We start from the raw sequence: 25866 nt of genomic DNA, 5'->3' as shown, positions 1-25866 counted from the left end.
TTTAGCAATTTTTCACCACAGGAATCCATCGTGAGCAAGGCTCTTTATCCCTACACTCTAAAACCCGTCGCACTCAACATGACCGAAGATGAGTTTCGAGGCGCACAGCTTGCCTTATTTGAAAAAGGCGCAAGCAACTTTACGCTAAAATCTGTCCGCACCAAAGAATGGATCGTCATCGGACTGGTCGTGGCGGCAGCGATTGCAGGCTTGATGTTTGTGACGGGCTATTCGACCATCATTTTTTGGCTCATGTTGGTGCTGGTGGCGCTGTATTTAGTGGCTCGGACGCTTGGGCTAAAATGGTACATGCGCCGTGAATACGACAAGCAAGTCGGCGACACCAAAATGCCTGATGAAATGGCAAAAGTACAGCTTGGCGTACAGTCGCACGGCATCGTGATGAGCATGCCTACCCCAACAGGCATCATCAATAGCCCGCAGATGCGTGGCATGCAAATGCGCTCAGCGCCCATGCAGTCGGCGGTCATTCCGTGGAATGCGGTGAGCAGTTGGGACGAGACGGACGATTATGTCTTTGTCATGTTTGACATGAAGGGCCAAAAAGGCAGCCAAATCATTCCAAAGCGCCTAGAAAACAATGGACTGCCCATCAAGACCATCGTCAAGCACCTAAGCGACACCAAAGCAAAAGGGCTCGAATCACTGACCGCCGCGCCAAGATAAAGACTGTTTAATCTTTAAATTTCACAAAAAACAACAAGCGATTTTTTCTTGCTGTTTTTTATTTTAATTGGCGCTGCTCATCAAAAGCCAAAAGAGTTTCAAGGCATAATGAGATTCTGCCTGATGTTTTGATTAACAAAATTAAACGCTTTGGTTGTGATAATTAAATTGACCCAGCAAAAAGATGCGTTATAATATTCTCAAATGATTTTTAAAGCGCAATAAAGCACAATAGGACAGCTTTTAATGAGCAATTCTTATTACAGCCTTTGCTTTTGCGCCCAACTCTCACAACCATGAACAATAAAAGGTAATCATCATGACAAACACCACCAATCAAATCGGTCTTGAAAAAGCAGAATTAACGCCTGTCATCAAGGCATTAAACGCCCTTTTGTCAAGCTATCATTTGTTTTATATCAATGTGCGTGGCTACCACTGGAATGTCAAAGGCGAGCATTTTTTCACTTTGCACCCAAAATTTGAAGAGCTGTATACCGAGCTTCAACTACAAATTGACGAGATCGCTGAGCGTATCTTGACCTTAGGTGGTACGCCGTTGCACGCTTATAGCGATTTTAGCGAGCGTTCTAGCGTCAAAGAAGACAAAGGCGTATTTGATGGCAGAAGCTGTGTGGAAGGCGTGGTCAAGGGTCTGCAAATCCTCATCGAAGAGCAGCGTAAAGTTGCCGCTTTGGCAGAAGATGCCTCAGACCAAGGCACTTCCGACATCGTGACTGGCTATGTGCAAGCCCAAGAAAAAGAAATCTGGATGTATGGCGCCTTTCTTGGCTAACACCGACTAAACCAAAAAACACTCCAATCTTGGAGTGTTTTTTATTAGCACCAAAACTGATGACAAAATGATACAAATTGACAGCTAAAAACTGCCACCCTTGTAAATCTGTGTCAAGTCTGGCGGCTCAACTTTGGTGTCTCAATTCTGGTGATTTTGGCGCACTGATGATGACAAAGCATAATCATCAGTGCAATGTCAGAATCAGTATTTCAACTCGATGATCTCAATCCAGTAGCCATCTGGATCTTTGATGAAAGCGATGTCTTTCATGCTGCCATCTTCTGGGCGTTTTTGAAATTCCACGCCATTTTCATCAAACCACTGCACCGCCTCGCTCAGATTCGGTACACTAAAACAGATGTGACCAAAACCACGGGGCTCGCTGTTGCCGTTATGATAGCTAAAATCGGCGTCGTTTTCAGTGCCGTAGTTGTGCGTCAGCTCCAAAATAGAGCGTTGGCGTGACACATAAGCGGTCAAATCTTCGGTTTTTGGTAGGTTGTTGCGCTCATCTTCGGTCAGTTTCGCCAAAAAATACAAGTCAAACTCAGCATCTGGAAACTGGCTATGACGCAGCAAAGTCATGCCAAGCACGCCTGTATAAAATGCCAACGACTTGACAGGATCTTTGATACGCAGCATGGTGTGATTAAAAACATAGCCCTCAGATTGGCTTGGAATGTCTTTGACGCCAGTGGCATGCAGCGCTTGGGCTGGTTGAGAAATTGTGGTCATGATACACTCTTTTTAAAACAATGTGGAAAAGTAGATGTTCTATATTACTAGAATTTTAGATATAACAATATAAAACACCAATAAACTCATTATAGCAACAAACACCCCATAAATCCATCAAATTTTTGGCAAGGGGTGATGCTGATATTTTTTGAAAATCGGACTGCCCGCTGCTTATTCAAAGCTGCCTTACTCAAAAAAAGTCACCTTGCCCGTCGCCACATCATACTCAGCGCCTATGATGGTCAAGCGACCTGCACTCACCATATCCTCTAAGATGCGTGAGCCGTGTTTGAGCTGACTGACTGACATACGCACATTGGCACGCACCGCACGATCGATGAATTCATCCATGTCAATTTCGCCATCGCCTGCCGTGGCGATTTCGTGCAAGTTATAGACGCTTGGGCGAATGCGATCGACGATGGACTGTAGATTTGGCGAATAGTACTGCTCAGGATTGGTCAATGCCTCAACACATGCCGTCACCGCCCCACAATGACTGTGCCCAAGCACTACCACAAGCTCGGTGCCAAATTTCTCAGCGGCAAATTCGATCGAGCCGATCTGGCTGGGTGCAACGACATTGCCCGCCACACGAATGACAAACAGCTCGCCAAGCCCCTGATCAAAAATCAGCTCCACAGGCACACGAGCATCCGAGCAGCCCAAAATGATCGCGTTGGGGCGCTGTTCTTTGACCAAAGTCGGCGGCGGAATGCGCAAAGGCTCAGTGCTGGTAAGATTTGCCACATAGCGCTCATTGCCCTTTTTGAGCATCTCCAGCACAGTCTTGGCATCTAGGTTTTTCATGGCGCATCCTTTGGTTTGCTTACTGATTGTCGCTGCCCGGCACTTGGCTGGTATTGACATTTGGGGTGGCAGGCGCACTGACCGCAGGAGCAGCGTCGTTCGCCTGCTGTGGTGGTGTCTCCGCCTCTTTGGGCTTAGTTTCTTTTGGCGTGTCATTGGCAGGTCTTGGCTCAGACTCATTGCCAGCGGCTACATCAATCGCCGCATCGCCACTTTGCATCTGCGCCTCTCGCTCACGAGCCTGCTCACGACTTCTATTTGCCAGCGCCTCATCTGCCTCAGTCGCTGCCCGCACAGGAATCTCGGTACGAGTGGCTTGCAGTCTGACCTGTCTTGGCTGGCGACTGGACAGATCTCGCACCGCATCGCCTCGCTCGTAGTCGTCAATGATGTTCAAATAATCTCCCATTGACACCGCACTTGTACTCACACTTGCCGGTAGGTCAAAGCTTGTACTTTGCATGGCGACATTTGCCTGCTCCAAGCTGTCAAATTTACCATAAGTCAGAATGTAGCGTGGGTTTTGATTGGCATCAAGATAGCGAAAATAGGCAAATTTGTCACGGTCGTCTCGGGTATTAAGATAATTGACGATGACATCATTTTGAGCGACATCCATGACTTGAACGGTGAATTTTTTGGCATTGAAATAATTTTTGTCTTTAAATTCGGCAGGATAAGTGCGTAAATCAAGAATCAACGTCGAAAAATCAATGGGGGGCACGACACCATGCAGCTCGTTGAGCGACTCGATGTGGGTTGGCAGCTCAGCGGCTTGAGCCACCTCTTTATTTGCCTCGTCTTTTTTGGTGATGGCAGGCGTGCTGCTCGCCAACCACAAAATCGCCCAAGCAGCAAGAATCGCTGCCGCTAACACAAGCCAATACAAAGCCTGACGACGATAATACTTTTCTTTCATTGCAGCGCTGGTCGCCATAAAAATGCCTTTTTTGTTAAATTTTTGGGTATTGTATCAATTTTTGGTCGATTATTAAATACTTGTTAAATGCTTGATGGCAGACTAAACTTGTAGATACTCATCGATCGACAGCAGTGTCTCAATCAGCGCCTCATGCGCAAAATCTGCCGTCACAAAGCCCTTGCCGATGCCATCAAGCAAAATCAAGCGAAGTTTACCCGACTGCACCTTCTTATCATGCCCCATCAAATCAAGCGCCACATCCACCTCGATGGCAGGCGGCTTGATGGGTAGTCCAAATTTCACCAAAAGCTTTGCCACACGCATCACCTCATCACGCCCCACCAGTCCAAGCTTGTGCGACATCACCAAGGCTTGCATCATGCCTGCCGACACTGCCTCGCCATGCAGCCACACACCATAGCCCTGATGCGTCTCGATGACATGACCGAAAGTATGCCCAAAATTGAGCAGTGCTCTGATGCCAGACTCACGCTCGTCCGATGCCACGACATCCGCCTTAAACTGACAAGAGCGACGCACCATCTCGGTCAAGACAGCGCCATCTCTGGCGATGATGGCATCACTATTTGCCTCAAGCCAGCCCAAAAACGCCTCATCCAAAATCAAGGCATATTTCACCACCTCAGCCAGCCCTGCGGCAAACTCTCTGGCAGGCAGCGTATCAAAAGTCGTCATGTCCGCCAGCACCGCCACAGGCTGCCAAAACGCCCCGATCATGTTCTTACCACGGGGGTGATTGATGCCTGTCTTACCGCCCACTGATGAATCCACCTGCGCCAACAATGTCGTCGGCACTTGGATGAAGTTCACGCCACGCATGAAACTTGCCGCTGCAAAGCCCACCATATCACCAATCACGCCGCCGCCCAAAGCAATCAGCGTACAATCTCTGGCAAAATGATGTTCAAGCAAGGCATCATAAATGCGGTTGATGCTGTCTTGATTTTTGTGATGCTCGCCATCAGGCAGCACACACGCCTCTACGGCAAAATCTGCCTTTATCAAAGCGTCTTTTAGCGCTTGTAAATAAAATGGCGCCACCACCTCATTGGTCACGATAAGCACCTGATGACCCTTAATAAAAGGCAAAATTGGGCTTGCCAAATCCAGCTGACCGTCTGCATTTTTTTCACTGGCGACAATGTAAATTGGGTAATCGTGACTTTGAGTATGCACAATCAATTCGTGATTTTTCATGGTACGCTCGCAAGGTTGAGTGCGCTCATGCATCGCCTAAAACCGACACAAAAGGCACGATGAAGTCATTTTTCTTATACGCTTTTATCAATCATCAGCATCAATCATCAGCCGCTCATCGTCCAAAACACCAAATTCATCAAAACTCACCAAAAGGATCATAAACCCCCTGACAGCTCCTGTGATTTGGCGTATCTGGATAATACCTGCATGATGTCGCTGATCATCTGCTTGGGAAAAGCACGCCCAGTAGGGACGACGATGCTTGCCACTTCCTGATACAAAGGGTGGCGGATGTGATACAGTCTCTCCAACACTTCTTTGGGATTGTCGCTTTGTAGTAAGGGGCGGTTTTTGTCTTTTTTGGTGCGATGTAGCTGCGTCTCGACACTTGCCTCCAAATAGATCACCAGACCCTTTTTAAGCAGCGCTCGATTTTCATCACGCCCCACCGCACCGCCACCTGTCGCCATGACGATGTTTGGCTGCTCAGTCAGCTCCATCAAGGCACGGGTTTCACGCTCACGAAAACCCTCCTCGCCTTCTTTATCAAAAATCCAAGGAATGTCCGCACCCGTCTGTGCTACGATGTAATGATCACAATCAATAAACTCCCGCCCAAGCTGTTTGGCAAGCAGCTTACCAATCGTCGTCTTACCCGCACCCATCGGACCGACCAAAAAAATGGACGGCAGCATCTTGGCAAGTCCTTCGCCTGTTTTTTCAATCACCACATCCTCGACGATTGAATGCTCTTCTTCAAACATGACTGCTCTTTATTATTTGTAAACAGCTTATCATACAAGGTTTGGGCAAATCTTGCTACTGTTTTTCGTCAAATTTGCCACAATTTTTAAGCTTTGGGCGGATTTATCCATCTCTTTTTGGCAAATCCAACCATCCCCATCAAGGCATCGGCACAAGCTTTGGCGTCACAAAAATCAGCAGCTCTTCTTTATTATCGGTGCGATTTTCTTGGCGAAACAAGCGCCCAACGACTGGCAAATCCCCAAAAAACGGTACTTTGGTCACGCCTTTATTGTTGGTCTGTCGATAGATACCACCCAACACCACCGTCTGCCCATCATCGACGATGACATTAGTTTCAAGCGAGTCTTCTTGAATGGCAATCACGCCCAGATTGGTCACTGGCGTGCCATTTTTGACCGACAGTTTTAGGGTGATTTTGCCATCTGGGGTGATGGTTGGTGTCGCTTCAAGCACGAGCGCCGCCTCCTTGAACACCACATTAGTCGCACCGCTGGATGTCTCTTCTTGATAGGCGATCTGCATGCCTGATGAGATGCGGGCGGTTTGCTTGTCGGCGGTCAGCACTTTTGGGGTGGAAATCACCTCGCCTCGGCGGTCGGCTTGCATGGCAGACAGCTCCAAATCAAGCAGCACATCAGGCAGATTGATAAGACCAAAGGCGATGCGCCCTGCTGGATTTGCCGCCCCCAGATTGACTGATAAATTGTTGGGGCGTGTGATGGTATTGGCAAGATTGCCAGAGCGGCGCATGTCCCAAAGCGTCGTGTGCGAACCACCGATCTGCAAGTGTTCGCTGTTTGACAGCACGCCGAAGCTTACGCCAAGATCACGGCTAAATCCATCATTGGCACTGACGATGCGAGCCTCGATCATCACCTGCTGCACAGGCACATCCAGACGAGTGGTGAGCGCCATGATCTCATCAATGACTGGCTGAATGTCCTTGATGATGAGCGTGTTGGTGCGAGAATCAAGGCTGGCTGTACCACGCTCAGAAAGAATGCTGGCGGCACGCTCGCCATCGCCTTTGTGCGTGATGAGCGTCAAGATGTCTTTTGCCTCAGCATAATTGATGCGAAGGTATTTGGTCTGCAAAGGCAGATATTGTTCAGACTGACGGCGTGCCTGATCTTGGCGCAGGCTTAATTGTGCCAGTTCGTCAGCAGCTGAGATGGTGATGACGCCTTGATGCTCATGCTTGATCAGGCGCTTGGTGTCCACGACAATGTCCAGCGCCTGATCCCATGGAACATGATTTAGCCTAAGCGTGATATTGCCCGTCACGCCATCCGTTGCCACGATGTTGGCACCGCCTGCGTGCGCCAACACATCTAAAACCGTGCGCACAGGCATGTCTTGAAACGCCACCGAAATGCGCTCGCCTTGATAGCCTTTGGCGTCAGACTCAGCAACACCCTGCCTTGTCATAAATAACGCCAAAAACAACAGCACAACTTTCCATGTATTGATATTTTTCATAAGCCCGTCATCATCCAAATCATCATTTGGTTTGTTCAATCTTTGCCAAGTTAAAATTTATGCCAAATTAAAACAATAGACTAACTACTCATTGATCGATACTATTTTAAAATGAACCAAACTCATCTTAGCAGCCTTGTTGGTTGAATTATTGGTTGCATTCTTATCCATATTCACCCATCCATCATGCGCACCACTCATCATCAAGCGGTTTATTTGCCCGAAAACACAAGCTGTGTTTTGCGTTCATAATGCTGACCATCTGCCTGCAAGAGCGCCTCTGTGATGCGTATCTCATCACGACTGATATGCGTGATTTTACCATGATTCTCACCAAGGTAACGCCCAATTTGCACAGGGTGCGCCACCCCATCAGGACTCATCACCAGCGCCACAATCTCCCCATCTCGCTCCACTCGCCCTTGATAGCGAAGCGATGCCAAAGGATGCTGTTCTAGCGGCTCTTTATGACGATGCGGATTGATGGTGGTTTTTTTGCCAAAAAATACTGGTGCAGGCATATGCGATGGTAGGTTTGCCTCTTTTTGATCATCGAGGCGAGAGTCCGTCCGCTTAGCACCATCTGGCTTTGCATCATGCGCCGCATCATGAGCAGGGTCTTTTTGGCGGTGAAATGGCGAGACAAAGGGGTCGTTTTTTGCTTCGTAGTGCACTGGCATGACCGCCTCATCTGGGTGCTTGGCGATGGGTACAGGTACGGCAGCGGCGTGAATGTTGGCAAGCTGTTCGTCCACTTCTTGACTGACAGATTTTTGACAGCCTGTCAGCATGCTTGCCATCATCAGGGCAAAGAGCCAGCGATGGGTGTCAGCGACTGTCATGCACACCTCCTTGCTCTTGCTCCTTTTTACTTTTGGCTCGATAGGTTTTGGCTTGGAGCGTCAGACGAATGCGACTCTCTGCTTGTTGCCCTGTGACTTTTGTCATCTCAAAATCATGAAAGGTTAGCGGCACAGGCAGCGCTGACAGCTCAGCTAAAAGCCGCCCAAGCTTGTGATAATCACCCACAAACACCAGCGTCATTCCACGCTCAAAAAATAGCGTCGATTCACTCTGAGCGCCAGTCTTAATGTCTGCCACCTGCACGCCCGTGCGTAGCGCTAAGGCATGTATCTGCTCAATCAAAGAATTCATGTCAAAGGCATTGGGCAGCTGCTCGGTGATGCCAGACAGCGCCATCTCCAAGCTTTCGGTCTGCGACTCGATCGCCGTCAGTTGCCCTGCTTTGGCGTATTTTTGGGCATATTGCGCCACAAGATCGTGTGTCTGAGCGCTCATCATCTGGCGATCTAGCGTGACAGGTCTGATGAATATCATCCATGCAAATGCCAAAACAAACATCATCAAGCCCAAAAGCACAAGCCCTCTTAGCCACCAAGGCGCAAGAGCAATGTCATCTGCCGACAGCTGACTTAGACGCCCCCACGCCTGCTGCACACGCGCCGTATCCAAGCGCCCAGTATTACGCCTCATCGCTCACCCTCCAAAGCAGGCAGTGGCGCAGGCGCTGATGTCTCCACTGACGACTCGTCAGCCACCACATCAGTCGGACCCTCCTCTGTTTGCAAGGTCGAGCGTCCCAAATCCAGCCGTGCCGTCAGCACAAAGTCCATCCAAGCGCCTTCTGTCGATTGCTGCAAGCTTGTCACCAGCACATCTTGCACCATGCCGTCAGTCAGCGTCTCATCGCCCAGCTGCCCTGCAAAGCGGCTGATGGCAGCAGAATCCCGAGACACCCCTGCGATGGTGAGCATCTCGCCTGCATGATTGATGCGATTAAAATACACCAAGCCATCGCTAAGCGTCGCTAAACGCTGAAATACACGCACCATCGCCACACGATTTGCCGTCAAGTCATTGATACTACCTGCCTTATCCAGTAAAGCTTGCTGCTGCTTTTGTAGCACCGTGATGCGCACGATGTCGGCATCAAGTGTCGTCATCCGCTGTCTGATTTCATCATTGATCGCCTGCTGATGCCCAAGCTTATGCCGATGATACGCATAGATCATCACTGAGAGTAGCACAGACAGCACCAGTGTCATTTTTAGCGCACGGTGAAAGCGTGCTTGTTGCCGAGCCTGACTTAGGTGTCGCCACGGCAGAAGGTTGATGATGGGCGCACTCATAACACCCCCTTCATATCAGCTCGCATGGCAGCACCGCACGCCACCACGAGCGGCATCGACTGGCACAAATCCACCTCGCCCACCATGTCCGCAAACGGATCGGCAAGCAGTACTTTTTTGGCGGTAGCCTCTGCCAGCATGTCTACCATTGTCTCATCCACCGAGCCTGCCAACACCACCACATCCACAGACGACTTGGTATCATATTCATAAGCCGCCAACATTTTTTGAATGTCCGACACCACATCGGTCTGACCTACCGTTCGCTTTGATGCCTTATCCATGCCGTCAAGTGCGCCGTGTTTGTCATAGCCATGTTTATCATAGTCATGCTTATCATAGTCATCATGCGTATCGAGCCGTTCGTCATTCTCTTGACTTGACCCACCAAGCTCGTCAAAGTCGTCAAACTCATCAAAGCAAATCACATATTCTGCATTTTCTGCCTGCGGCGGTGCTACATTTGCCTGAATATGCTTGACAGCTGGCTCATGATTGAGCGCTGCATCATCACGACCCTCCGCCGTCAGCACTTGCTCTTGATCTGTCCTGAAAGACTTATTGGCTTGATTTAAATCTGTCTGCAAGTTTTGCGCCAAGCTTTGCTCTGCTGGCTGCTGATACATTGCCAAAAACTCATCAAAGCCCATACCCACCACTCCATCACTTCTTTCATGATTGTCGGCTTGGTTGTTAGAATTTGGCGCCACATTTGTCAGCTCGCCCAGCAAATCCTTTGTCAAATCAGCATCAAGTCCGTCAAGATTGGCAGTCAAAGCATTGTCCATCTTTTTATCATCGTCCGTGGACACGCTTGCCTGCTCCACCTCATCAGCACTTGAAAAATGACTCGCTCTGATACCAAGATACTCTTGGCGATGATCAAAGCCTGCAAACACCCCCGCCCGCTCAATACTGGCGGCATAGATGTGTGTCTTGACATCATCTTTATACACCACCAAGACACGACCGACAAGCCCATCAAGCAGCGGCGAGAGCGCATAAGACAGCGCAAACTCAGGCACATCGACCACATTGACATCAAGCCCACACGACGCCAACACCGACACGCACTCATCCACCGAGTCGGTGCGCATCATCACAAGCAGCACCTGCATCTGCTCGCCATCATCCGCCTGCACCACAAAATCAAAACTCACCTCATCCAAGGCGTGCGGAATGTATTTGTGTGCCTCCAAGCGGATATGAATGTCAATCTCATCATCGCTAAGCCCCGATGGCAGCGTGATGCTACGAGTCATCACAGGTGCAGACGACACCACCGCCACTACGCCATGACGAATGTCGTGCTTTGACAGCAAATCAGACAGCGCCGCCTCAGCGCCACCCTCCTCAAAAGCGCAAGCCTCGCACGCCTTGACATGAAACCTGCCACGATGTTGCGTCAGCACCACCATGCGCACCGACGCCACCCCAAGCTCAATGCCGATGAGCGTCTGCCGTGCTCGTCTCGGTGAAATGCGTGCAAAAATACGATCCATCAACGACATCACCATCATCCTTGCGATTTGGCTTATTCTGCCTTAATCGATGGCGACTGACGCTCAAAAAATGCCGTCCGATGCTCATCATTACAAAAAAACCGCTCCACGCCATCCTCGGTCTGCAAAATCCCCCGATAGGTCGCCAAAGAATGTCCACAATGGTCACAGGTTCGCACGCTCACATCATCGCCTTCTTTAGGAAAAAACGCCTTAGGCGGCTTTGGGTACATGAATTTAAAAAAGATTTTCATCACAATCAAAATGATGATGACATTAACAATAAAAGCAAACATAAATCACCCCAAAATAAAACCCTACTATACCACAAAACCTACGCAAAAATGCCAAAAACACAATAATTATGTTATACTAGTAGCCGCTTGCCTTTTGCTTTCAAAAGTTACGACAACATACAACATCATTTGACACAGGCTGGCAAAGACAAACATGAAGTTTGTCCAAACACGCCATTTACGGCACGATTTTTATGAACACATGCTAAGTGAATAGGATTATAAAAATGTCAAAAATCAAAACCAATAACAGCGAAATGTCGCTACAAAGCACCGATTCTCCGCTTGGCAAAATCACTTTTGCCATCATGCAGACCAACTTTTGGGTGGGCGACATCGCAGGCAATGTCAAAAAGATGACCGCACTCGCCCTAGATGCCAAAAACAAAGGTGCGGACATCGTCATTTTCCCAGAATTATCACTCATCGGCTATCCGCCAGAAGATCTGCTGCTGCGCCCCACTTTGTCTGAGCGTGTCAAATTCGCCATGGACGAGCTTGCCAAAGTTGAAGGCATTGTCATCATTTTGGGCTATCCACACATCGATCAGCACGGCACATTCAACTCTGCTGCCATCTTGCAAGGTGGTAGCCAAAAAGGTTTTTATCACAAACAATGCCTGCCAAACTACGGCATTTTTGACGAACGCCGTTATTTTAAAGAAGGTCGCAATCAAGTTTTGTTTGACTACAAAGGCGCCACCATTGGTCTGTTGATTTGCGAAGACATTTGGCATGACGCACCGATTCGCACGCTCAAACAAGAAGGGGCGGACTTGGTGGTGGTCATCAACGCCTCGCCATTTGAAGTCGGCAAACAACAAAAACGCAAAGAGCTACTGGCACACCAAAGCAAAACCTACGGATTGCCCATCATCTATGCCAACACAGTCGGTGCTCAAGATGACATCGTCTTTGATGGCGGCTCACTCATCGTGCAGGCGGATGGCACGGTTGCTCACGAAGGGGCAAGATTTTTAAATCAACTCATCATGGCAAACTTTGACCCAGCCCAAAAGACCTTTGATGAACAAGCCAAAGCACCATTAGTACTGTCCGAAGAATCTGAGATTTATCAGGCGTTGGTCGTAGGTCTGCGTGACTATGTCAATCGTTCAGGCTTTAAAGGCGTGATTGTCGGACTGTCTGGTGGTATTGACAGCGCCTTAACGCTTTGCCTTGCAGTAGATGCACTGGGTGCGGATAAAGTCTATGCCGTGATGATGCCTTATGAATTTACTTCCAGCATGAGCCTAGAAGATGCTGCCGCCCAAGCCGCTCGCCTCAATGTCTCTTATACCGTCTGCCCGATTCACGATGCGGTCGAAGGCATGCGTGCCACGCTCGCTCCACTGCTTGCCAACAGCACACCTGACAACACCGAAGAGAACCTACAAGCTCGTGCTCGTGGCAATATTTTAATGGCGCTGTCCAATAAATTTGGTCACATGGTCATCTCAACTGGCAACAAATCAGAAAATGCGGTCGGCTACGCCACTTTATATGGCGACATGGTGGGCGGCTTTGACATGCTCAAAGATGTCTATAAGACCGATGTCTATCGCCTTGCCAATTACCGCAACCGCTTAGAAGACAACCCCGTCATTCCAGAGCGTGTCATCACTCGTGCGCCATCTGCCGAGCTACGCCCAGACCAAACCGACCAAGACAGCTTGCCAGACTATGAAGTGCTGGACGCCATCTTACGCATGTACATTGACGAAGATTTGGGCTATAAGGCAATCTGTGCGGCAGGATTTGAGCCAGAATTGGTAGAAAAAGTTCTACGCATGGTGGATAATGCCGAACACAAACGCCGTCAAGGGGCGATCGGCACCAAAATCAGCAAAAAATCTTTCGGTCGTGAGCGTCGTTATCCGCTCGTCAATGGCTGGTCAATCACAGGTGCATTTTAATACACCCCATTTGACATCAAAAAAGCACCATCACTGGTGCTTTTTTATACCCCCACTCTTTTGCCGATGTCTTTTAACTCCGATAATTTCTCAATCAATCTTGGCATGTCATCAAGACTCATTGCAAAGCCCCATAAATAAGTCATCACCGCATAAATATGCCCCGCTTGGATATTTTTATTTGCCAAAATTGCCAAAGTCCCACCAAATAATATCGCCATTGTGATGCCAATCATCAAATAAGCCGTCGCTTCTCTGTTTGAAATGGCGATGCGTAATTTGGCTAATAAATTATAATGTTTGATTAAATGCTCTTGTTTGTTTAATTCAATCATATTCACTTCTTTTTCAAGGCGGTTATTAAGTTTAAAATAAAGTTTGTCATTTTGGCGAGAAAATTTGGGTAAAATTGCCATAAAAAATAATAAAATGGACAAGGCAATCACCCCAGACCAAAATTCAATGATTAACAGCATTACCACCGAGCCAAAGACAGTAAAACCTGCCGTGATTAACATAGGCAGTTGCCCTTCAAAAAATTCAATAAATTGTTTGGCCAAATTGGCGTGGGCGGTTGCTGATGAAGTGGTGCCTTTTTGTTTTTCAGAAATAATTGCCTTGACCGCAATCTGGGCATAAATCCGCACAAACACCCGAGTATCCACCGCCCGTCTTGCCGAGCCGACACTCCAAATAACAAGCACCAACAACGCATAAATCAAAGCGTGCCAAACTTGATGATTTAAAATGGCGTTAATCACAAAACTGCCAATTAAAGGATAAGTTAAAAATAACATATTTTCCAGCGCCACCAAAGCAAATGTCGCCATGAGTTTTTTAAAATGCGTTTGGCTGATGGATTTTAAGGTATTGATGGCGGTTGGTTGAATAATATGGCTCATTTAATACCCACCCATTTTTGATAATGTATTTAAAATGACCACGCCAATTAAAATAAACACAATGCCAATAATGCCCCAACTGTCCACTTTTTCATTAAAAATCATCACGCCAATAATGGCGGTTAAAATAATGCCAACCCCACTCCAAATCGCATACGCCATACCCAAAGAAATGTGCTTTAACACCAATGACAAACAATAAAAGGCAATACCAAAGCCAAGCACAAAGCCAATACTCGGCAAAGGTTTGGTAAATCCATTGGAGAGTTTTAGCATTGTTGAGCCAAACACTTCACTGACAATGGCGATGGCTAATAATAAAGACCAGTGCATTTTATTCTCCGATAGATTTTAAAAAGGTGGCATTAAAAGTTAATTGAAATTCTTGAAATTCGTTCACTAATTTTTGCATTCTTTCATCGCCAAAGTCTTTAACCGCTTGCTTTTCTATGTCAAGCAACGGCTCAATCATTGGTTTGGCGATTTCTTTACCTTTTTCGGTTAAAGTCAATACCTTTTCTCGTTTATCGCCTGTGTGTGGCACAATTTCAATTAAGCCTTGTGCGATAAAAGATTTGCATAAAGTGTTAATGGTTTGTTTGGGTAATAGCCATTCATTGCAAATTTGTTTTTGTGTGCATTGTCCAAACACATACAAACTATAAAAACAGGCAAGTTCATTATAATTAAAATCAAACCGCTTAATATAATCATCATACACATTGCCAAATAAAGTGGTGGTCGCCCAAAGGTTTAGAATGGGATTTTGTGAAGTCATAAAAATAGTCCTAAAAATTACTAAATTGGGCGTATTTTAGTAAATTTTAGGACTAATTACAAGGGATTTTCATTTGTTTTTTTTTGAGATTTGGTAAAATTGCTCAAAACAGCTAATTTTTCTGATGGAGCATATGATGAAAAGAAACATTTTAATTTTGCCGTTATTATTGGCATTGACTGCTTGCCAATCAACACCACAGCTAAACACACAAATCAATTCAGATTTTAGCCGAATCATGGAAGGAAAAACGCCTAATGAATTGGCGGATTTGCTGTATGCCCAAGCCACTGCCAAATATCACAATAAAATGATTGACCAGTGCACCAAAATGCAAATTAATAAATCAAATAATCAAGTTATTTTTGATAATTTGCTATTCGATGACCAATGCGGCGGCAAAGTAAGAAATAGTAGCGACAGTCAAATCAAGGCTCACCTTCAATCGGGCAAACAGTTTCGTATCAATGAAATCAAGAGAACGCCAACGGCACTGGCGATGATTAATAATGGTGTGGTGCAGGTTTATCGTTATTATTTAATGCCAGAACGAAAGTTGATTGGTGAATTTACTATTGGCAAAAATGATGTGAAATAATTTTTTACGCCAGAATGCACCCTAAAAAAAATCGCAAGGTACATTTCATACCTTGTGATTTTTAATCATGCCAATAAATCACTTCATCAACTTTTGCCATTGCCCAATCGTTTAATATCCACAAGGGGCGTACCACGCACCGCTACAACGGTTTAAAATTTTGGCATAAAAAACACCGCTTGTAGCGATGTTTTGAAAGATGGCATGACAGCTATACAGCATCTTTGTCTTGTGCCGCCCGCCAAGCAAGCAAATCGGTGACATCTTGGGCGATGCCCTGTTTTAGCGCATCAAGACTTTCGTACTTTTTCTCGCCATGCAAAAATGTACGAAACACCACTTTTAAAGTCAGTCCGTACAGATCGGCTGCATAGTTTGGCAAATGCACTTCCAAGCGGTGCTGGCTGCCGTTCACACTGGGTCTGGTGCCGACATTCACCGCACCAAACAGACTGCCTGACGCCACGCCTGCCACACCACCGCTTTGGCTTAGTATGGCAAGATCGATCGCTTTGCCATCTTTAAAGGCAAACACATCTGCCCCATACACCCCCTTGACGGCAGGCTTTGGGCGATTGAGCGCCACATTGGCAGTGGCAAAATCCAGCGTCCGCCCAATCTTATCGCCATGCTCCACCACCCCTGTGATGGCATAATCTCGCCCCAAAAGACGAGCAGCAAGCGCCAAATCCTGCTTGGCAAGTGCCTGTCTGATCAAGGTGGAGCTGATGCGTGCGTCATCTTTGACCACGGTGGCAAGATTTGCCACACTCAGACCCAAATCCACCAAAAATTGGGCATCGCCCAGACGGTCATGACCAAAACGAAAATCATCGCCAAGCACCAAATGCTGGACATTCAGCTTACCAAGCAGCTCTGCAAATGCGTCTGCCGACAGCGAGCGAAATTGATCATCAAAATTGGCGACAATCAGATAATCGACCCCCATTTTTGCCAAGATGTCCGCTTTTTCGTCCAAGCTACTGAGTCTGGGCGGCGGATCATCAGGACAAAAAAACTCCCTTGGCTGCGGTTCAAATACCATCACCGCCGTCAAAAGATGCTTGTCTTTGGCATCTTGAATCAAGACATCAAGCATCGCCTGATGTCCAAGATGCACGCCATCATAATTACCGATCGTCAAGGCGATCGGCGGCAGGCTGATAGGCTGAGTCAAAGAAAGGTGGATGCGTTTCATGTTACTGGCAAAATGTCTGGCAAAAGATGGCAAAACGGCTATTTTAGCACATTTGCCATCAAAATTGGGCTATTGTTTTTGCGCCATCGCATCAATGAACAGCGCTTCTTTCACGGTGTCTTTTTCGGCGGCGACTTCTTGGGCAGTCTTGGCAGTGACATCCAAGCCCTTGATGATGGGCAGACTCATGACATCCGTGCGCTTTCGCACCGCCAGACTCACTGGCACCATACGAGCAAACTCAAACAAATGCAGCCACATCTCCTCACCGCCTTCAAATTCCTCCTCATCGTCCAAGCGGATGGCGGCAATCTGCGACAAATCCTTAATGACCTCTCGCTCATCAGCCGTCAAAGTCACGCCTGCCACGCCAAGCCCTGTGATGTAGCCGCCCGCCCAGTCTTTGAGCGCCAAAACACGCTCGTATAGGTCATGCTCATCGTCAGGCACAAGCGGCTCGTAGGCGTAGGCATCGTCTTTGTCTTTTAGGGCAAAGCTGACATCCTCGCCGTATTCAGTCAGTAGCGCCAGCGCTTTTTCATTAGGCACTTCAAAGCTCAGCTCCTCCAAAAGCCTCGCCCAGCCCGCCTCGTCTGGCGCATTGCACGCCGTCATCACGCCTGTCATGATGCCGTGCAGCTCACTGATCGACACATCTGTCCAGTCAGCAAAAGCCTCCATCCAGTCATTAAAACCCGACAAAAAATCACTCATGACTCATCTCCTGTATTATTTTTCTGATAAAAACTGATAAAATTTTGCGCTTTAACTGTGGACTAGGACAATCTAAATGCCGACATTCTGTCAAATCACAAGACCTACGCCGCCAAATTCACCTAAAAACACCCAAATTGTCAAATCCGTGCATTATAGCATTTTTATGAGCTAGGCTTGTGCAAAATTTTGTACAAAATACCGTTTGACAGCGCACGCCCTGATGACGATAATAGAAAGACATTTTTATGATTTTTAAAGGAATCGTCATGCTAAGCCAACTTCAAGCCCTAGAACACACCATCTTAGAGATGAAAAAACAGTACAATGTGACCGCCACCGAGCTTGCCAACCTAAAACACAAGCTTGCCAATGACGACAGCCCTACGCTCATTCAAAATCTACAAGGCAGCCTTAATCAAACAGCGCAAAAACTCCAAGAGCAAAGCGAGCGTGCCGACGCACTAGAACAGTCTCGCAACGCACTACAAGCGCAAATCGAGACGCTGATCGAACAAAACCAAGCGCTAAGTGCGCACAATCAAGAGCTTAAAGACAAAAACGCTCTTGCCATCTCTCGTGCCGAAACCATCCAAGACTGGCTGACCAAAATTGACAATCCACACTGATTTTTTATTTAATAATTCTTAATAATTTTCAATAAAATAAGGACACATTATGAATCACAACGACCTAAATATCAAAGAAAACAACGAACTTAGACCCGTACACATCAGCATCGCTGGCACGCCACACCGCATCATCTGTCCCGCCGACCGTGTCAAATCGCTAGAAAGCAGTGCTGAAAAGCTGAACGAAAAAATCCGTGAAATTCGCCAAGCCACCAAAGGCAAGGTTTTGAATAATGAAGAGCTGCTTGTGTTGGCGTGCCTAGACCTGTACGATCAGGTGCAGGGCTTAAATACCACCATCAGCGCGCATGAGCAAGCACAAAACCAAGCTGCCGCCTTGATTGAAAAAATCAATAAAGACGCATTGTCAGTGTTGAGATAAATTAAGATCAGCGCTTGGATTGCCATCATTTCATGTCATTAAAACAGCAGTATTTTTAAGATTTACTACAGCTTTATTGCTGATATTTGTAAGATGTATTGACAAATTATTACAGATTGGTTAAATTGAGCAAGACGCTTTGCTATGCAGAGCGACTTGTTTTTAGTTTCATTTACCCAAGTCTTGATAAGGATACCTCTTATGACCATGAATCTTAAAACCCTAGCTTTATCCATCACTCTGGGCGCATCTGCGCTTGCTTTGAGCGCTTGCGGCGGCGATAAAAATACCAACGCCAGCAGTGCAGACACCACCACTCAAACCGCCGAGAGCGCCGATAAGCTTACCACCAAATTTGTCACTGTCGGTACAGGTGGTGCCTCAGGCCCATACAACATCATCGGCACAGCCTTGACCGACCACTATGCCAAGCTCTTTGGCGTCAATGCCAAAACCCAAACCACTGGCGCATCGGTCGAAAACTTAAACCTTCTGGCACAAAAAAAGCTTGAAATGGCATTCGTCATGAGCGATGCACTGAGCGATGCCGTCAATGGTCAAAACAGCTTTAACGCCAAAGTTGACAGCGTCTCACAAGTTGCAAGTCTATATCCTAACTATGTGCAAATCGTCGCCTCAGGTGCCTCAGGCATCAAATCCATCGAGGATCTCAGAGGCAAGCGTGTCGCTGTGGGCGCACAAGGCTCTGGCGTTGAGGTGGCGACCCGTGCGCTGCTTGAAGGCTTTGGTATCACTTATAATGACATCAAAGTCGATTATCTGGGCTATGCCGAGGCTGCCGACAGCTTAAAATCAGGCAAACTAGACGCAGCCTTCTTGACCAGCGGTCTGCCAAACTCATCTTTGATGGAGCTAGAACAAGGCTTCGACCTGCAAATCGTCAGCGTCCCATCCGACAAGCTTAGCGAAATCGCCAAAACCAAAACCTTCTTTATCCCGATGGACATTCCAGCTGGCACTTATAATAACGATGCCGCCGTACCGACCGCTGCCATCTTAAATGCACTGGTTGTGCGTTCTGACATGAGCGATGACGATGTGTATAAGCTGACCAAGGCATTCTTTGAAAATCTTGATTCGCTGAAAAACGCTCACCAAGCCGCCGCTGACATCAGCGTAGAAAACGCCCAAAACGGCTTGGTTGCGCCGCTACACCCTGGTGCAAAACGCTACTATGACGAAGTTGCCGCCAAATAATTTGGAGGCTTCATCAAAAAGAGCTGCCATACCCATCATGGCGGCTCTTGGTGTTATTGTGGCACTCATGACAGCAGCAGCGTTTTGGCTTATCGTGTTTTTTCTACCCATCAAAACTGCTGCGGTCGTGTTTAGCGACACCAGTACCTGCCAGCTGCCCAGTACATTCAGCCTTAAATGGCGACATTCCGTCGAAAAGCAGTATTGGCAAGAAGTGTATCAGGTCAAGTTTTCACAGCTCATTTTGACAAAAACCTATCTACAAACATTTGGCGCTGGCACCCCAAGTACAGGCACACCCACGCCTGCACCCCAAGGCTATCTTGGCGAGATGGTTAATCTGCCAATGAATGAGCTAAACTGGCTGGTCTCAAACAACATGCAAGGCGAAATTCTCATGGGTGATACGCTGACAAGCGCACATGACACCTTACCAATTTATCAACTGGTGAGCGATCACAGCGAAGTCATCATCAAACCCATGCAGCTGACGCTTTGGCAAAACTGGCACTTTCCCAGCTGCCAATCATTGACGAACCCCACCCATCAAGGATGATTTTTATCATGAGTATCATCGGATCAGCATTATGAGCAACACACCTGCAAATAACGCCCAAGAAATCTTGGAAAAATACGATCGAGAATCGGTCACAAGAAATGGGCTTGGCAAAGCTGTCAATTACATCATTGCGGCGATCGCCATTTTTTATTCTTTGTTTCATTTATACATCACCTTCAATCCCATGCCCGAACTTTTGCAGCGATCGATCCATGTCGCTGTGGGCGTGGCGTTGATTTTCTTGATCTACCCTGCCACCAAAAAATCCGCCCGCAACAAAATCTCAGTCTTTGACTGGCTGTGGGCAGCCCTGGCACTGTCAAGCGCAGGCTACTTATTGTGGCAATATCAAGACATCGTCAGCGTGCGTGGCGGTATGCCAAACGACTTGGACATCGTCTTTTCAGTCATCACCGTGTTGGTGGTGCTTGAAACGGCAAGGCGCATCACAGGCTGGATTTTGCCTGCATTTGCGCTGGTTTTTTTGGTGTATCCGTTCATCAGTCACATGGATTTCATGCCAGACAGACTCTTGACCAGACCTTATGATCTGGGCGATATTTTTGGGCAGCTGTACCTAAAAACCGAAGGCATTTTCTCCACCGCCATCGGTGCGTCTGTGACTTTTATTTTCTTATTCATTTTATTTGGGGCATTTTTGGCACGCTCTGGCATGGGTCAGCTGTTTAATGACTTAGCGCTTGCCCTAGCAGGACACAAGCAAGGTGGACCTGCCAAAGTGGCGGTGATTTCAAGTGGCTTTATGGGCTCAATCAACGGTGCTGCCGTCGCCAATGTTGTCGGCACTGGTGCATTTACCATTCCTTTGATGAAACGGGTCGGCTATGACAAAAACTTCGCAGGGGCGGTCGAAGCAAGTGCGTCTGTCGGCGGTCAGATTCTCCCACCCATCATGGGCGCAGCGGCATTCATCATGGCAGAGACCACAGGGGTCAAGTACAGCACCATCGCCTTGGCTGCCGTATTGCCCGCCCTGCTGTATTATCTGGGTGTGGTCGCCCAAGTGCATTTTCGAGCTGGTAAAAACAACCTAAAAGGCATTCCCAAAGCCGACCTGCCACGCGTCAAAGAAGTCTTAAAAGCTCGTGGACACATGCTGCTACCCATCGCCTTTTTGGTGTATCTTTTGGGTAAGGGCATGCCAGTTGGTTATGCGGCGGCATACACCATCGGCGTGACGGTCGTGGTCAGCTGGCTACGCCCTGAGACTCGCATGGGGTTTGCTGACATCATCGCAGCACTCATTGATGGCGCTAAGCAGTCCTTGTCTGTCATGGTCGCTTGTGCGGTGGTAGGCATTGTGATCGGCGTGGTGAACCTGACAAGCTTTGGTACGGTGATGACTTCGTCAATCGTCTCTTTGGGTGCAGGCTCGCTGTTCTTGACGCTACTTTTGACCATGCTTGCTTCGATGGTGCTGGGCATGGGCTTACCGTCCATTCCTGCCTATATCATCACAGCGACGATGGCAGCACCCGCCTTGGCAAACTTTGATGTGCCTGTGATTGTGGCTCACATGTTTGTGTTTTATTTTGGTATTTTTGCCAACATCACACCGCCTGTGGCATTGGCGGCCTTCGCTGGAGCAGGCATCTCTGGTGGCGATCCGATGAAAACTGGCTGGCAGTCATTAAAGCTTGCTCTGGCAGGTTTCATCGTGCCGTTCATGTTTGTGTACAATCCCAACATGATGATGATTGATGCCACAGACATCGCCGTCACCGCCAAAGAGTTTGCCATGCCCGCTTGGCACATCATCGCCAGCGTCACCGTCACCTCCGTCATTGGTGTATTAGCACTGTCTGCGGCGGTAGAAGGCTATTTCAAGACCGTGATGCCTTTATGGCAGCGGCTGATACTGGCGGCAGGGGCATTTTGTTTGATCGTACCTGAGACCATGACCGACATCGTCGGCATCGTCATCGTCGCAGTCATGATCCTTCTAAACATTCAGTCTGCCAAGCGTCAAAGCGCCCACGCCTGACTTAACCCAAAAACAAAAGCCAAGCACATCGCTTGGCTTTTTCATCGGTTTAATCAGCACTACATGCTACATTCATCTTTAATGTCTAGCAGCTTTTCGCCTGACAAAGTAATCAGCTGCTGTATGTCTAAAAGCATATCACAAAATCCTATCATATTTTTGTTCGGTCGGCTTAGGCATAAACTGTACCAAAAAACAACATCGCAAGTGGCGCAAGCAGTTTTTTCATCATTAACCCCCCAACCAAAACTTAACAAACCAAAGACATCACTCATTCATTATAAAAGTCGTTCGCCTTAAACAGCACCACCAAAAGCGACGCATAACAAAAGATACTAATGAGCGCCAAATACATCAAATTCACCGAGCTGCGATCAACGCTGACAAGCGTCGCCAAAGGATTGAAGGTCGCAGCACTGCCCCAAAACAGATAATTCACCAAAAGCTGTATCATCAGCCCCAAAAAGCACAGCCTACCAAGCAGCCGCTCGACACGCTGTGGGTGCTTTTTGACCACATAAAAGCCAGCAGCAAACACCGCCACATAAACAATCAGAGAAATCAGATAAATCATCTTAGCACCTTTTAACTTTTAACTCACCCTTTTGTCGCATTCACAAACCAAAGCCACGACAAAGCTTGCCAAAATTACCAAACACTTATCTTGCAATCGCTGCATGAAAAATCATAAGCTCGTTGATTGTCAGATGGGCTTGCAAATTTGGATCATTTGCCGTGCACCTTATCAATTTCATTATAAACGATTTTTTATCAGCGCACCACAAATCCTCCATCAAAAAAAGCGAACCAAATGGCTCGCTTTTTTAAATGGCATGATTTACATGGTACGATCAGCTAAATCTTAGCTTGTCAAAGACCAGCTGTCCGCCTTCCACGCCCACCGAGATGGTATCGCCTGCGACAAACTCGCCCGACAAGAGCTTTTGCGCCAATGGATTTTCGATCTCTTGCTGGATCGCACGCTTCAAAGGACGCGCGCCAAACACAGGATCATACCCCACGGACACCAGCTCGTTCATCGCCTCATCTGTCAGAACAAGCCCCAAATCACGCTCTTTTAGACGGCTTCTTAGACGGTCAAGCTGAATGTTTGCAATGCCTGCCATCTGCGCCTGTCCAAGCGGATGGAACACGACGATCTCATCGATGCGGTTGATAAACTCTGGGCGAAAATGCGCATTGACCGATGCCATCACCGCAGACTTAATCTCATCATAGCCCTCATCTGCCATTTCAAAGATTTTGTGACTGCCTAGGTTTGATGTCATGATGATGACGGTGTTTTTAAAATCCACCACACGACCTTGGGAGTCGGTCAGGCGACCATCATCCAGCACTTGTAGTAAGATATTAAACACATCAGGATGTGCCTTTTCTACTTCGTCAAACAAAACCACACTGTACGGCTTACGACGCACCGCCTCGGTCAAGACGCCACCTTCTTCATAGCCCACATAGCCTGGGGGCGCGCCCACCAGACGGCTGACGCTGTGCTTCTCCATAAATTCACTCATGTCAATGCGCACCATCGCCGTCTCATCATCAAACAAGAAGTTCGCCAAAGACTTCGTCAGCTCCGTCTTACCCACGCCTGTCGGACCTAAGAACAAGAACGAGCCACTTGGCTTATTCGGATCAGACAGACCCGCTCGGCTACGGCGCACAGCATTCGCCACCGAAGTCACCGCCTCGTCTTGACCGACCACTCGTTCGTGCAGCTTTTCTTCCATCGCCAGCATCTTCTCACGCTCGCCCTGCATCATCTTCGCCACAGGAATGCCCGTAGCAGCAGCGACGACCTCGGCGATCTCTTTGTCTGTGACCTTATCTCTAAGTAGCTTAGGCTCAGCACCCTCTGGCGTCTCGTCGTGTTCAAGCTGCTTTTGTAGCTCAGGAATCACACCATACTGCAAGCGACCTGCCTCGGTGTAGTCGCCTTCTCGCTGAGCTTTTTCAAGGGCAATGCGAGCCTGATCAAGCTTGATCTGCGCATCTTTGGTGCCTGCGACCAATGCTTTTTCGCTCTTCCACACTTCTTCTAAGTCGTTGTACTCTTTGGACAGCTGAGCGATTTGCCCTTCTAAATGCGCTGTTTCAGATTTGGCGCTTGGGCTGTCATCATTTTTGACAGTTTCAAGCTGCATTTTTAGCTGAATGATTCTACGATCAAGCTTATCCATGACCTCAGGCTTGCTGTCAAGCTCCATCTTAATGCGTGATGCCGCCTCGTCAATCAAATCGATCGCCTTGTCAGGCAGCTGACGGTCAGTGATGTAGCGGTGACTCATCTTGGCAGCGGCAATGATGGCATCATCAAGGATGCGCACGCCATGATGCAGCTCATAACGCTCTTTCAAACCACGCAAAATGGCGATGGTGTCTTCCACGCTTGGCTCATCAACCAAAACCTTTTGGAATCGACGTTCAAGCGCTGGGTCTTTTTCGATGTACTGGCGATATTCATCAAGCGTCGTCGCTCCCACACAGCGCAGCTCACCACGAGCCAAAGCAGGTTTTAGCATGTTGCCTGCATCCATCGCACCGCTCGTCTTGCCTGCGCCGACCATCGTGTGCAGTTCATCGATGAATAAGATGATGTTGCCGTCTTGTTTGGCAAGGTCATTAAGCACGCCTTTTAGACGCTCTTCGAACTCACCATGATACTTCGCACCTGCGATGAGCGCCCCCATGTCAAGCGACAGCACTTCTTTGTTTTTTAGGCTGTCGGGTACTTCAGCTTTGACGATGCGCTGCGCCAGACCTTCGACGATGGCAGTCTTACCCACGCCCGGCTCACCGATGAGTACGGGGTTGTTTTTAGTGCGTCTTGACAAGACTTGCACGGTGCGGCGAATCTCATCATCTCGTCCAATCACAGGGTCAAGCTTGCCCTCTCTGGCACGCTCGGTTAGGTTGATGGTGTATTTTTCTAAGGCTTGTCTGGTGTCTTCGGCATGTTGATTGTTCACAGTATCTCCCCCACGAATATGATTGATGATGGCTTGTAATTTTTGGGCTTGTACGCCTGATTTTTCTAGCACGCTCTTGGTGTTGGTGGTCTGCGCCATCGCAAAAAGCAGCCACTCACTTGCCACAAATTCATCGCCCGCTTGGTCGGCAAATTTCTGCGCAAGATTCATCACCTGCACCAAGTCGGGCGCAAGATTTGCCTGCCCTGTCGGCGCAGACAGCGTGGCAAGCGCATCAAGCTTTTTGCCAAGCTCGCTTTGCAGCACGCCTAAGTTTGCGCCCGCTTGGGCAAGCATTGATGAATTGCTCTCATCTTCTATCATCACAGACAGCAGATGCACAGCAAAGATGGCGGTATTATCACGAGCCACCGCAAGGCTTTGCGCAGCTTGCAGGGTCTTTTGTACCTTTTGGGTCAGTTTATCAAAATTCATATTTTTTCTCGCTATTTATTGACTTTGGAAAATTTTTTTTCCATTTGCCAAATATATGCTTGACAAATACAAATTTTTCAATAACTGTTTTTGAAATTTATATAAATTTTCTTATAACTTATTGATTTTTAATGAAAATTATAAATTTTAACCAGACCCTTGAAATT

The 25866-nt window shown here is 47.7% G+C and carries 27 protein-coding genes; 9 read left to right on the top strand and 18 right to left on the bottom strand.

Features of this window, described 5'->3' with window-relative positions:
* The first annotated feature begins 30 nt into the window (after window positions 1-30).
* Window positions 31-687, top strand: coding sequence for a YcxB family protein (locus LU290_RS01815; protein WP_277808870.1), 657 nt, complete (start codon window positions 31-33; stop codon window positions 685-687).
* A 319-nt stretch (window positions 688-1006) separates the two neighbouring features.
* Window positions 1007-1483, top strand: a complete 477-nt coding sequence (locus LU290_RS01810) for a Dps family protein (protein WP_277808869.1) — start codon at window positions 1007-1009, stop codon at window positions 1481-1483.
* 204 nt (window positions 1484-1687) lie between these two features.
* Here the strand turns inward: LU290_RS01810 and gloA are convergent, their stop codons facing one another.
* The 11 genes from gloA to LU290_RS01755 all read right to left on the bottom strand — a co-directional run bounded on the left by gloA (window position 1688) and on the right by LU290_RS01755 (window position 11372).
* On the bottom strand, window positions 1688-2221 hold the full coding sequence (gene gloA, locus LU290_RS01805) for a lactoylglutathione lyase (RefSeq protein WP_277808868.1): 534 nt from the start codon (window positions 2219-2221) through the stop codon (window positions 1688-1690).
* Window positions 2222-2410: 189 nt separating this feature from the next.
* Window positions 2411-3034: a carbonic anhydrase gene (locus LU290_RS01800; protein ID WP_277808867.1), complete on the bottom strand. Its 624-nt coding sequence runs from the start codon at window positions 3032-3034 to the stop codon at window positions 2411-2413.
* 19 nt (window positions 3035-3053) lie between these two features.
* Complete coding sequence (locus LU290_RS01795) at window positions 3054-3971, bottom strand: hypothetical protein (protein ID WP_277808866.1); 918 nt, start codon at window positions 3969-3971, stop codon at window positions 3054-3056.
* Window positions 3972-4055: 84 nt separating this feature from the next.
* Complete coding sequence (gene aroB, locus LU290_RS01790) at window positions 4056-5174, bottom strand: 3-dehydroquinate synthase (RefSeq protein ID WP_277808865.1); 1119 nt, start codon at window positions 5172-5174, stop codon at window positions 4056-4058.
* A 158-nt stretch (window positions 5175-5332) separates the two neighbouring features.
* On the bottom strand, window positions 5333-5941 hold the full coding sequence (aroK, locus tag LU290_RS01785; protein ID WP_277808864.1) for a shikimate kinase AroK: 609 nt from the start codon (window positions 5939-5941) through the stop codon (window positions 5333-5335).
* Window positions 5942-6080: 139 nt separating this feature from the next.
* On the bottom strand, window positions 6081-7424 hold the full coding sequence (locus LU290_RS01780; RefSeq protein ID WP_277808863.1) for a type IV pilus secretin PilQ: 1344 nt from the start codon (window positions 7422-7424) through the stop codon (window positions 6081-6083).
* Between the two features lie 212 nt (window positions 7425-7636).
* A complete protein-coding gene (locus tag LU290_RS01775) occupies window positions 7637-8266 on the bottom strand; it encodes a pilus assembly protein PilP (RefSeq protein WP_277808862.1) in 630 nt (209 codons plus the stop codon).
* Complete coding sequence (locus tag LU290_RS01770) at window positions 8253-8918, bottom strand: type IV pilus inner membrane component PilO (RefSeq protein WP_277808861.1); 666 nt, start codon at window positions 8916-8918, stop codon at window positions 8253-8255. Before LU290_RS01770 ends, LU290_RS01775 begins: the two co-directional genes overlap by 14 nt.
* On the bottom strand, window positions 8915-9574 hold the full coding sequence (locus tag LU290_RS01765; RefSeq protein ID WP_277808860.1) for a PilN domain-containing protein: 660 nt from the start codon (window positions 9572-9574) through the stop codon (window positions 8915-8917). The genes LU290_RS01770 and LU290_RS01765 overlap by 4 nt, the downstream gene beginning before the upstream one ends.
* Entirely contained in the window at window positions 9571-11085 is a 1515-nt protein-coding gene (gene pilM, locus LU290_RS01760; protein WP_277808859.1) for a pilus assembly protein PilM, read from the bottom strand. The genes LU290_RS01765 and pilM overlap by 4 nt, the downstream gene beginning before the upstream one ends.
* A gap of 23 nt (window positions 11086-11108) precedes the next feature.
* Window positions 11109-11372: a hypothetical protein gene (locus tag LU290_RS01755; protein WP_277808858.1), complete on the bottom strand. Its 264-nt coding sequence runs from the start codon at window positions 11370-11372 to the stop codon at window positions 11109-11111.
* Window positions 11373-11599: 227 nt separating this feature from the next.
* Between LU290_RS01755 and LU290_RS01750 the strand changes: the two genes are divergently transcribed.
* A complete protein-coding gene (locus LU290_RS01750; protein ID WP_277808857.1) occupies window positions 11600-13288 on the top strand; it encodes an NAD+ synthase in 1689 nt (562 codons plus the stop codon).
* A 44-nt stretch (window positions 13289-13332) separates the two neighbouring features.
* Here LU290_RS01750 and LU290_RS01745 read toward each other — a convergent pair whose 3' ends face one another.
* The 3 genes from LU290_RS01745 to LU290_RS01735 are packed head-to-tail and all read right to left on the bottom strand — an operon-like array spanning window position 13333 to window position 14968.
* Entirely contained in the window at window positions 13333-14190 is an 858-nt protein-coding gene (locus tag LU290_RS01745; protein ID WP_277808856.1) for an ABC transporter six-transmembrane domain-containing protein, read from the bottom strand.
* Window positions 14191-14523, bottom strand: a complete 333-nt coding sequence (locus LU290_RS01740) for a DMT family transporter (RefSeq protein WP_277808855.1) — start codon at window positions 14521-14523, stop codon at window positions 14191-14193.
* Between the two features lies 1 nt (window position 14524).
* Window positions 14525-14968, bottom strand: coding sequence for a MarR family winged helix-turn-helix transcriptional regulator (locus LU290_RS01735; protein WP_277808854.1), 444 nt, complete (start codon window positions 14966-14968; stop codon window positions 14525-14527).
* Between the two features lie 238 nt (window positions 14969-15206).
* Between LU290_RS01735 and LU290_RS01730 the strand changes: the two genes are divergently transcribed.
* Window positions 15207-15566, top strand: coding sequence for a hypothetical protein (locus LU290_RS01730; RefSeq protein WP_277808853.1), 360 nt, complete (start codon window positions 15207-15209; stop codon window positions 15564-15566).
* A gap of 211 nt (window positions 15567-15777) precedes the next feature.
* Here LU290_RS01730 and ribF read toward each other — a convergent pair whose 3' ends face one another.
* Both ribF and LU290_RS01720 read right to left on the bottom strand, forming a co-directional pair.
* Window positions 15778-16764 (bottom strand): bifunctional riboflavin kinase/FAD synthetase, encoded by a 987-nt coding sequence (gene ribF / locus LU290_RS01725; protein WP_277808852.1) that lies wholly within the window; start codon window positions 16762-16764, stop codon window positions 15778-15780.
* 69 nt (window positions 16765-16833) lie between these two features.
* On the bottom strand, window positions 16834-17478 hold the full coding sequence (locus tag LU290_RS01720; RefSeq protein WP_277808851.1) for a UPF0149 family protein: 645 nt from the start codon (window positions 17476-17478) through the stop codon (window positions 16834-16836).
* A 269-nt stretch (window positions 17479-17747) separates the two neighbouring features.
* Here LU290_RS01720 and LU290_RS01715 point away from each other — a divergent pair, with 269 nt between their 5' ends.
* The 5 genes from LU290_RS01715 to LU290_RS01695 all read left to right on the top strand — a co-directional run bounded on the left by LU290_RS01715 (window position 17748) and on the right by LU290_RS01695 (window position 22274).
* Window positions 17748-18107, top strand: coding sequence for a hypothetical protein (locus LU290_RS01715; RefSeq protein WP_277808850.1), 360 nt, complete (start codon window positions 17748-17750; stop codon window positions 18105-18107).
* A gap of 49 nt (window positions 18108-18156) precedes the next feature.
* Complete coding sequence (locus LU290_RS01710) at window positions 18157-18492, top strand: cell division protein ZapA (protein WP_277808849.1); 336 nt, start codon at window positions 18157-18159, stop codon at window positions 18490-18492.
* Between the two features lie 201 nt (window positions 18493-18693).
* Window positions 18694-19710 carry a TAXI family TRAP transporter solute-binding subunit gene (locus LU290_RS01705; RefSeq protein ID WP_277808848.1) on the top strand — a complete coding sequence of 339 codons (1017 nt, stop codon included), beginning with the start codon at window positions 18694-18696 and terminating at the stop codon, window positions 19708-19710.
* Entirely contained in the window at window positions 19688-20266 is a 579-nt protein-coding gene (locus LU290_RS01700) for a DUF1850 domain-containing protein (RefSeq protein ID WP_277808847.1), read from the top strand. The genes LU290_RS01705 and LU290_RS01700 overlap by 23 nt, the downstream gene beginning before the upstream one ends.
* 31 nt (window positions 20267-20297) lie before the next feature.
* Window positions 20298-22274 carry a TRAP transporter permease gene (locus LU290_RS01695; protein ID WP_277808846.1) on the top strand — a complete coding sequence of 659 codons (1977 nt, stop codon included), beginning with the start codon at window positions 20298-20300 and terminating at the stop codon, window positions 22272-22274.
* A 271-nt stretch (window positions 22275-22545) separates the two neighbouring features.
* Here LU290_RS01695 and LU290_RS01690 read toward each other — a convergent pair whose 3' ends face one another.
* Window positions 22546-22848: a hypothetical protein gene (locus tag LU290_RS01690; protein WP_277808845.1), complete on the bottom strand. Its 303-nt coding sequence runs from the start codon at window positions 22846-22848 to the stop codon at window positions 22546-22548.
* A gap of 277 nt (window positions 22849-23125) precedes the next feature.
* Window positions 23126-25699, bottom strand: a complete 2574-nt coding sequence (clpB, locus tag LU290_RS01685) for an ATP-dependent chaperone ClpB (protein ID WP_277808844.1) — start codon at window positions 25697-25699, stop codon at window positions 23126-23128.
* Window positions 25700-25866 lie beyond the last annotated feature (167 nt).

The organism is Moraxella nasibovis (assembly GCF_029581575.1).
GTDB lineage: Bacteria > Pseudomonadota > Gammaproteobacteria > Pseudomonadales > Moraxellaceae > Moraxella > Moraxella nasibovis.
The sequence above is the reverse complement of the archived record's forward strand: the minus strand, read 5'-3'. Positions and strand labels throughout refer to the sequence as shown.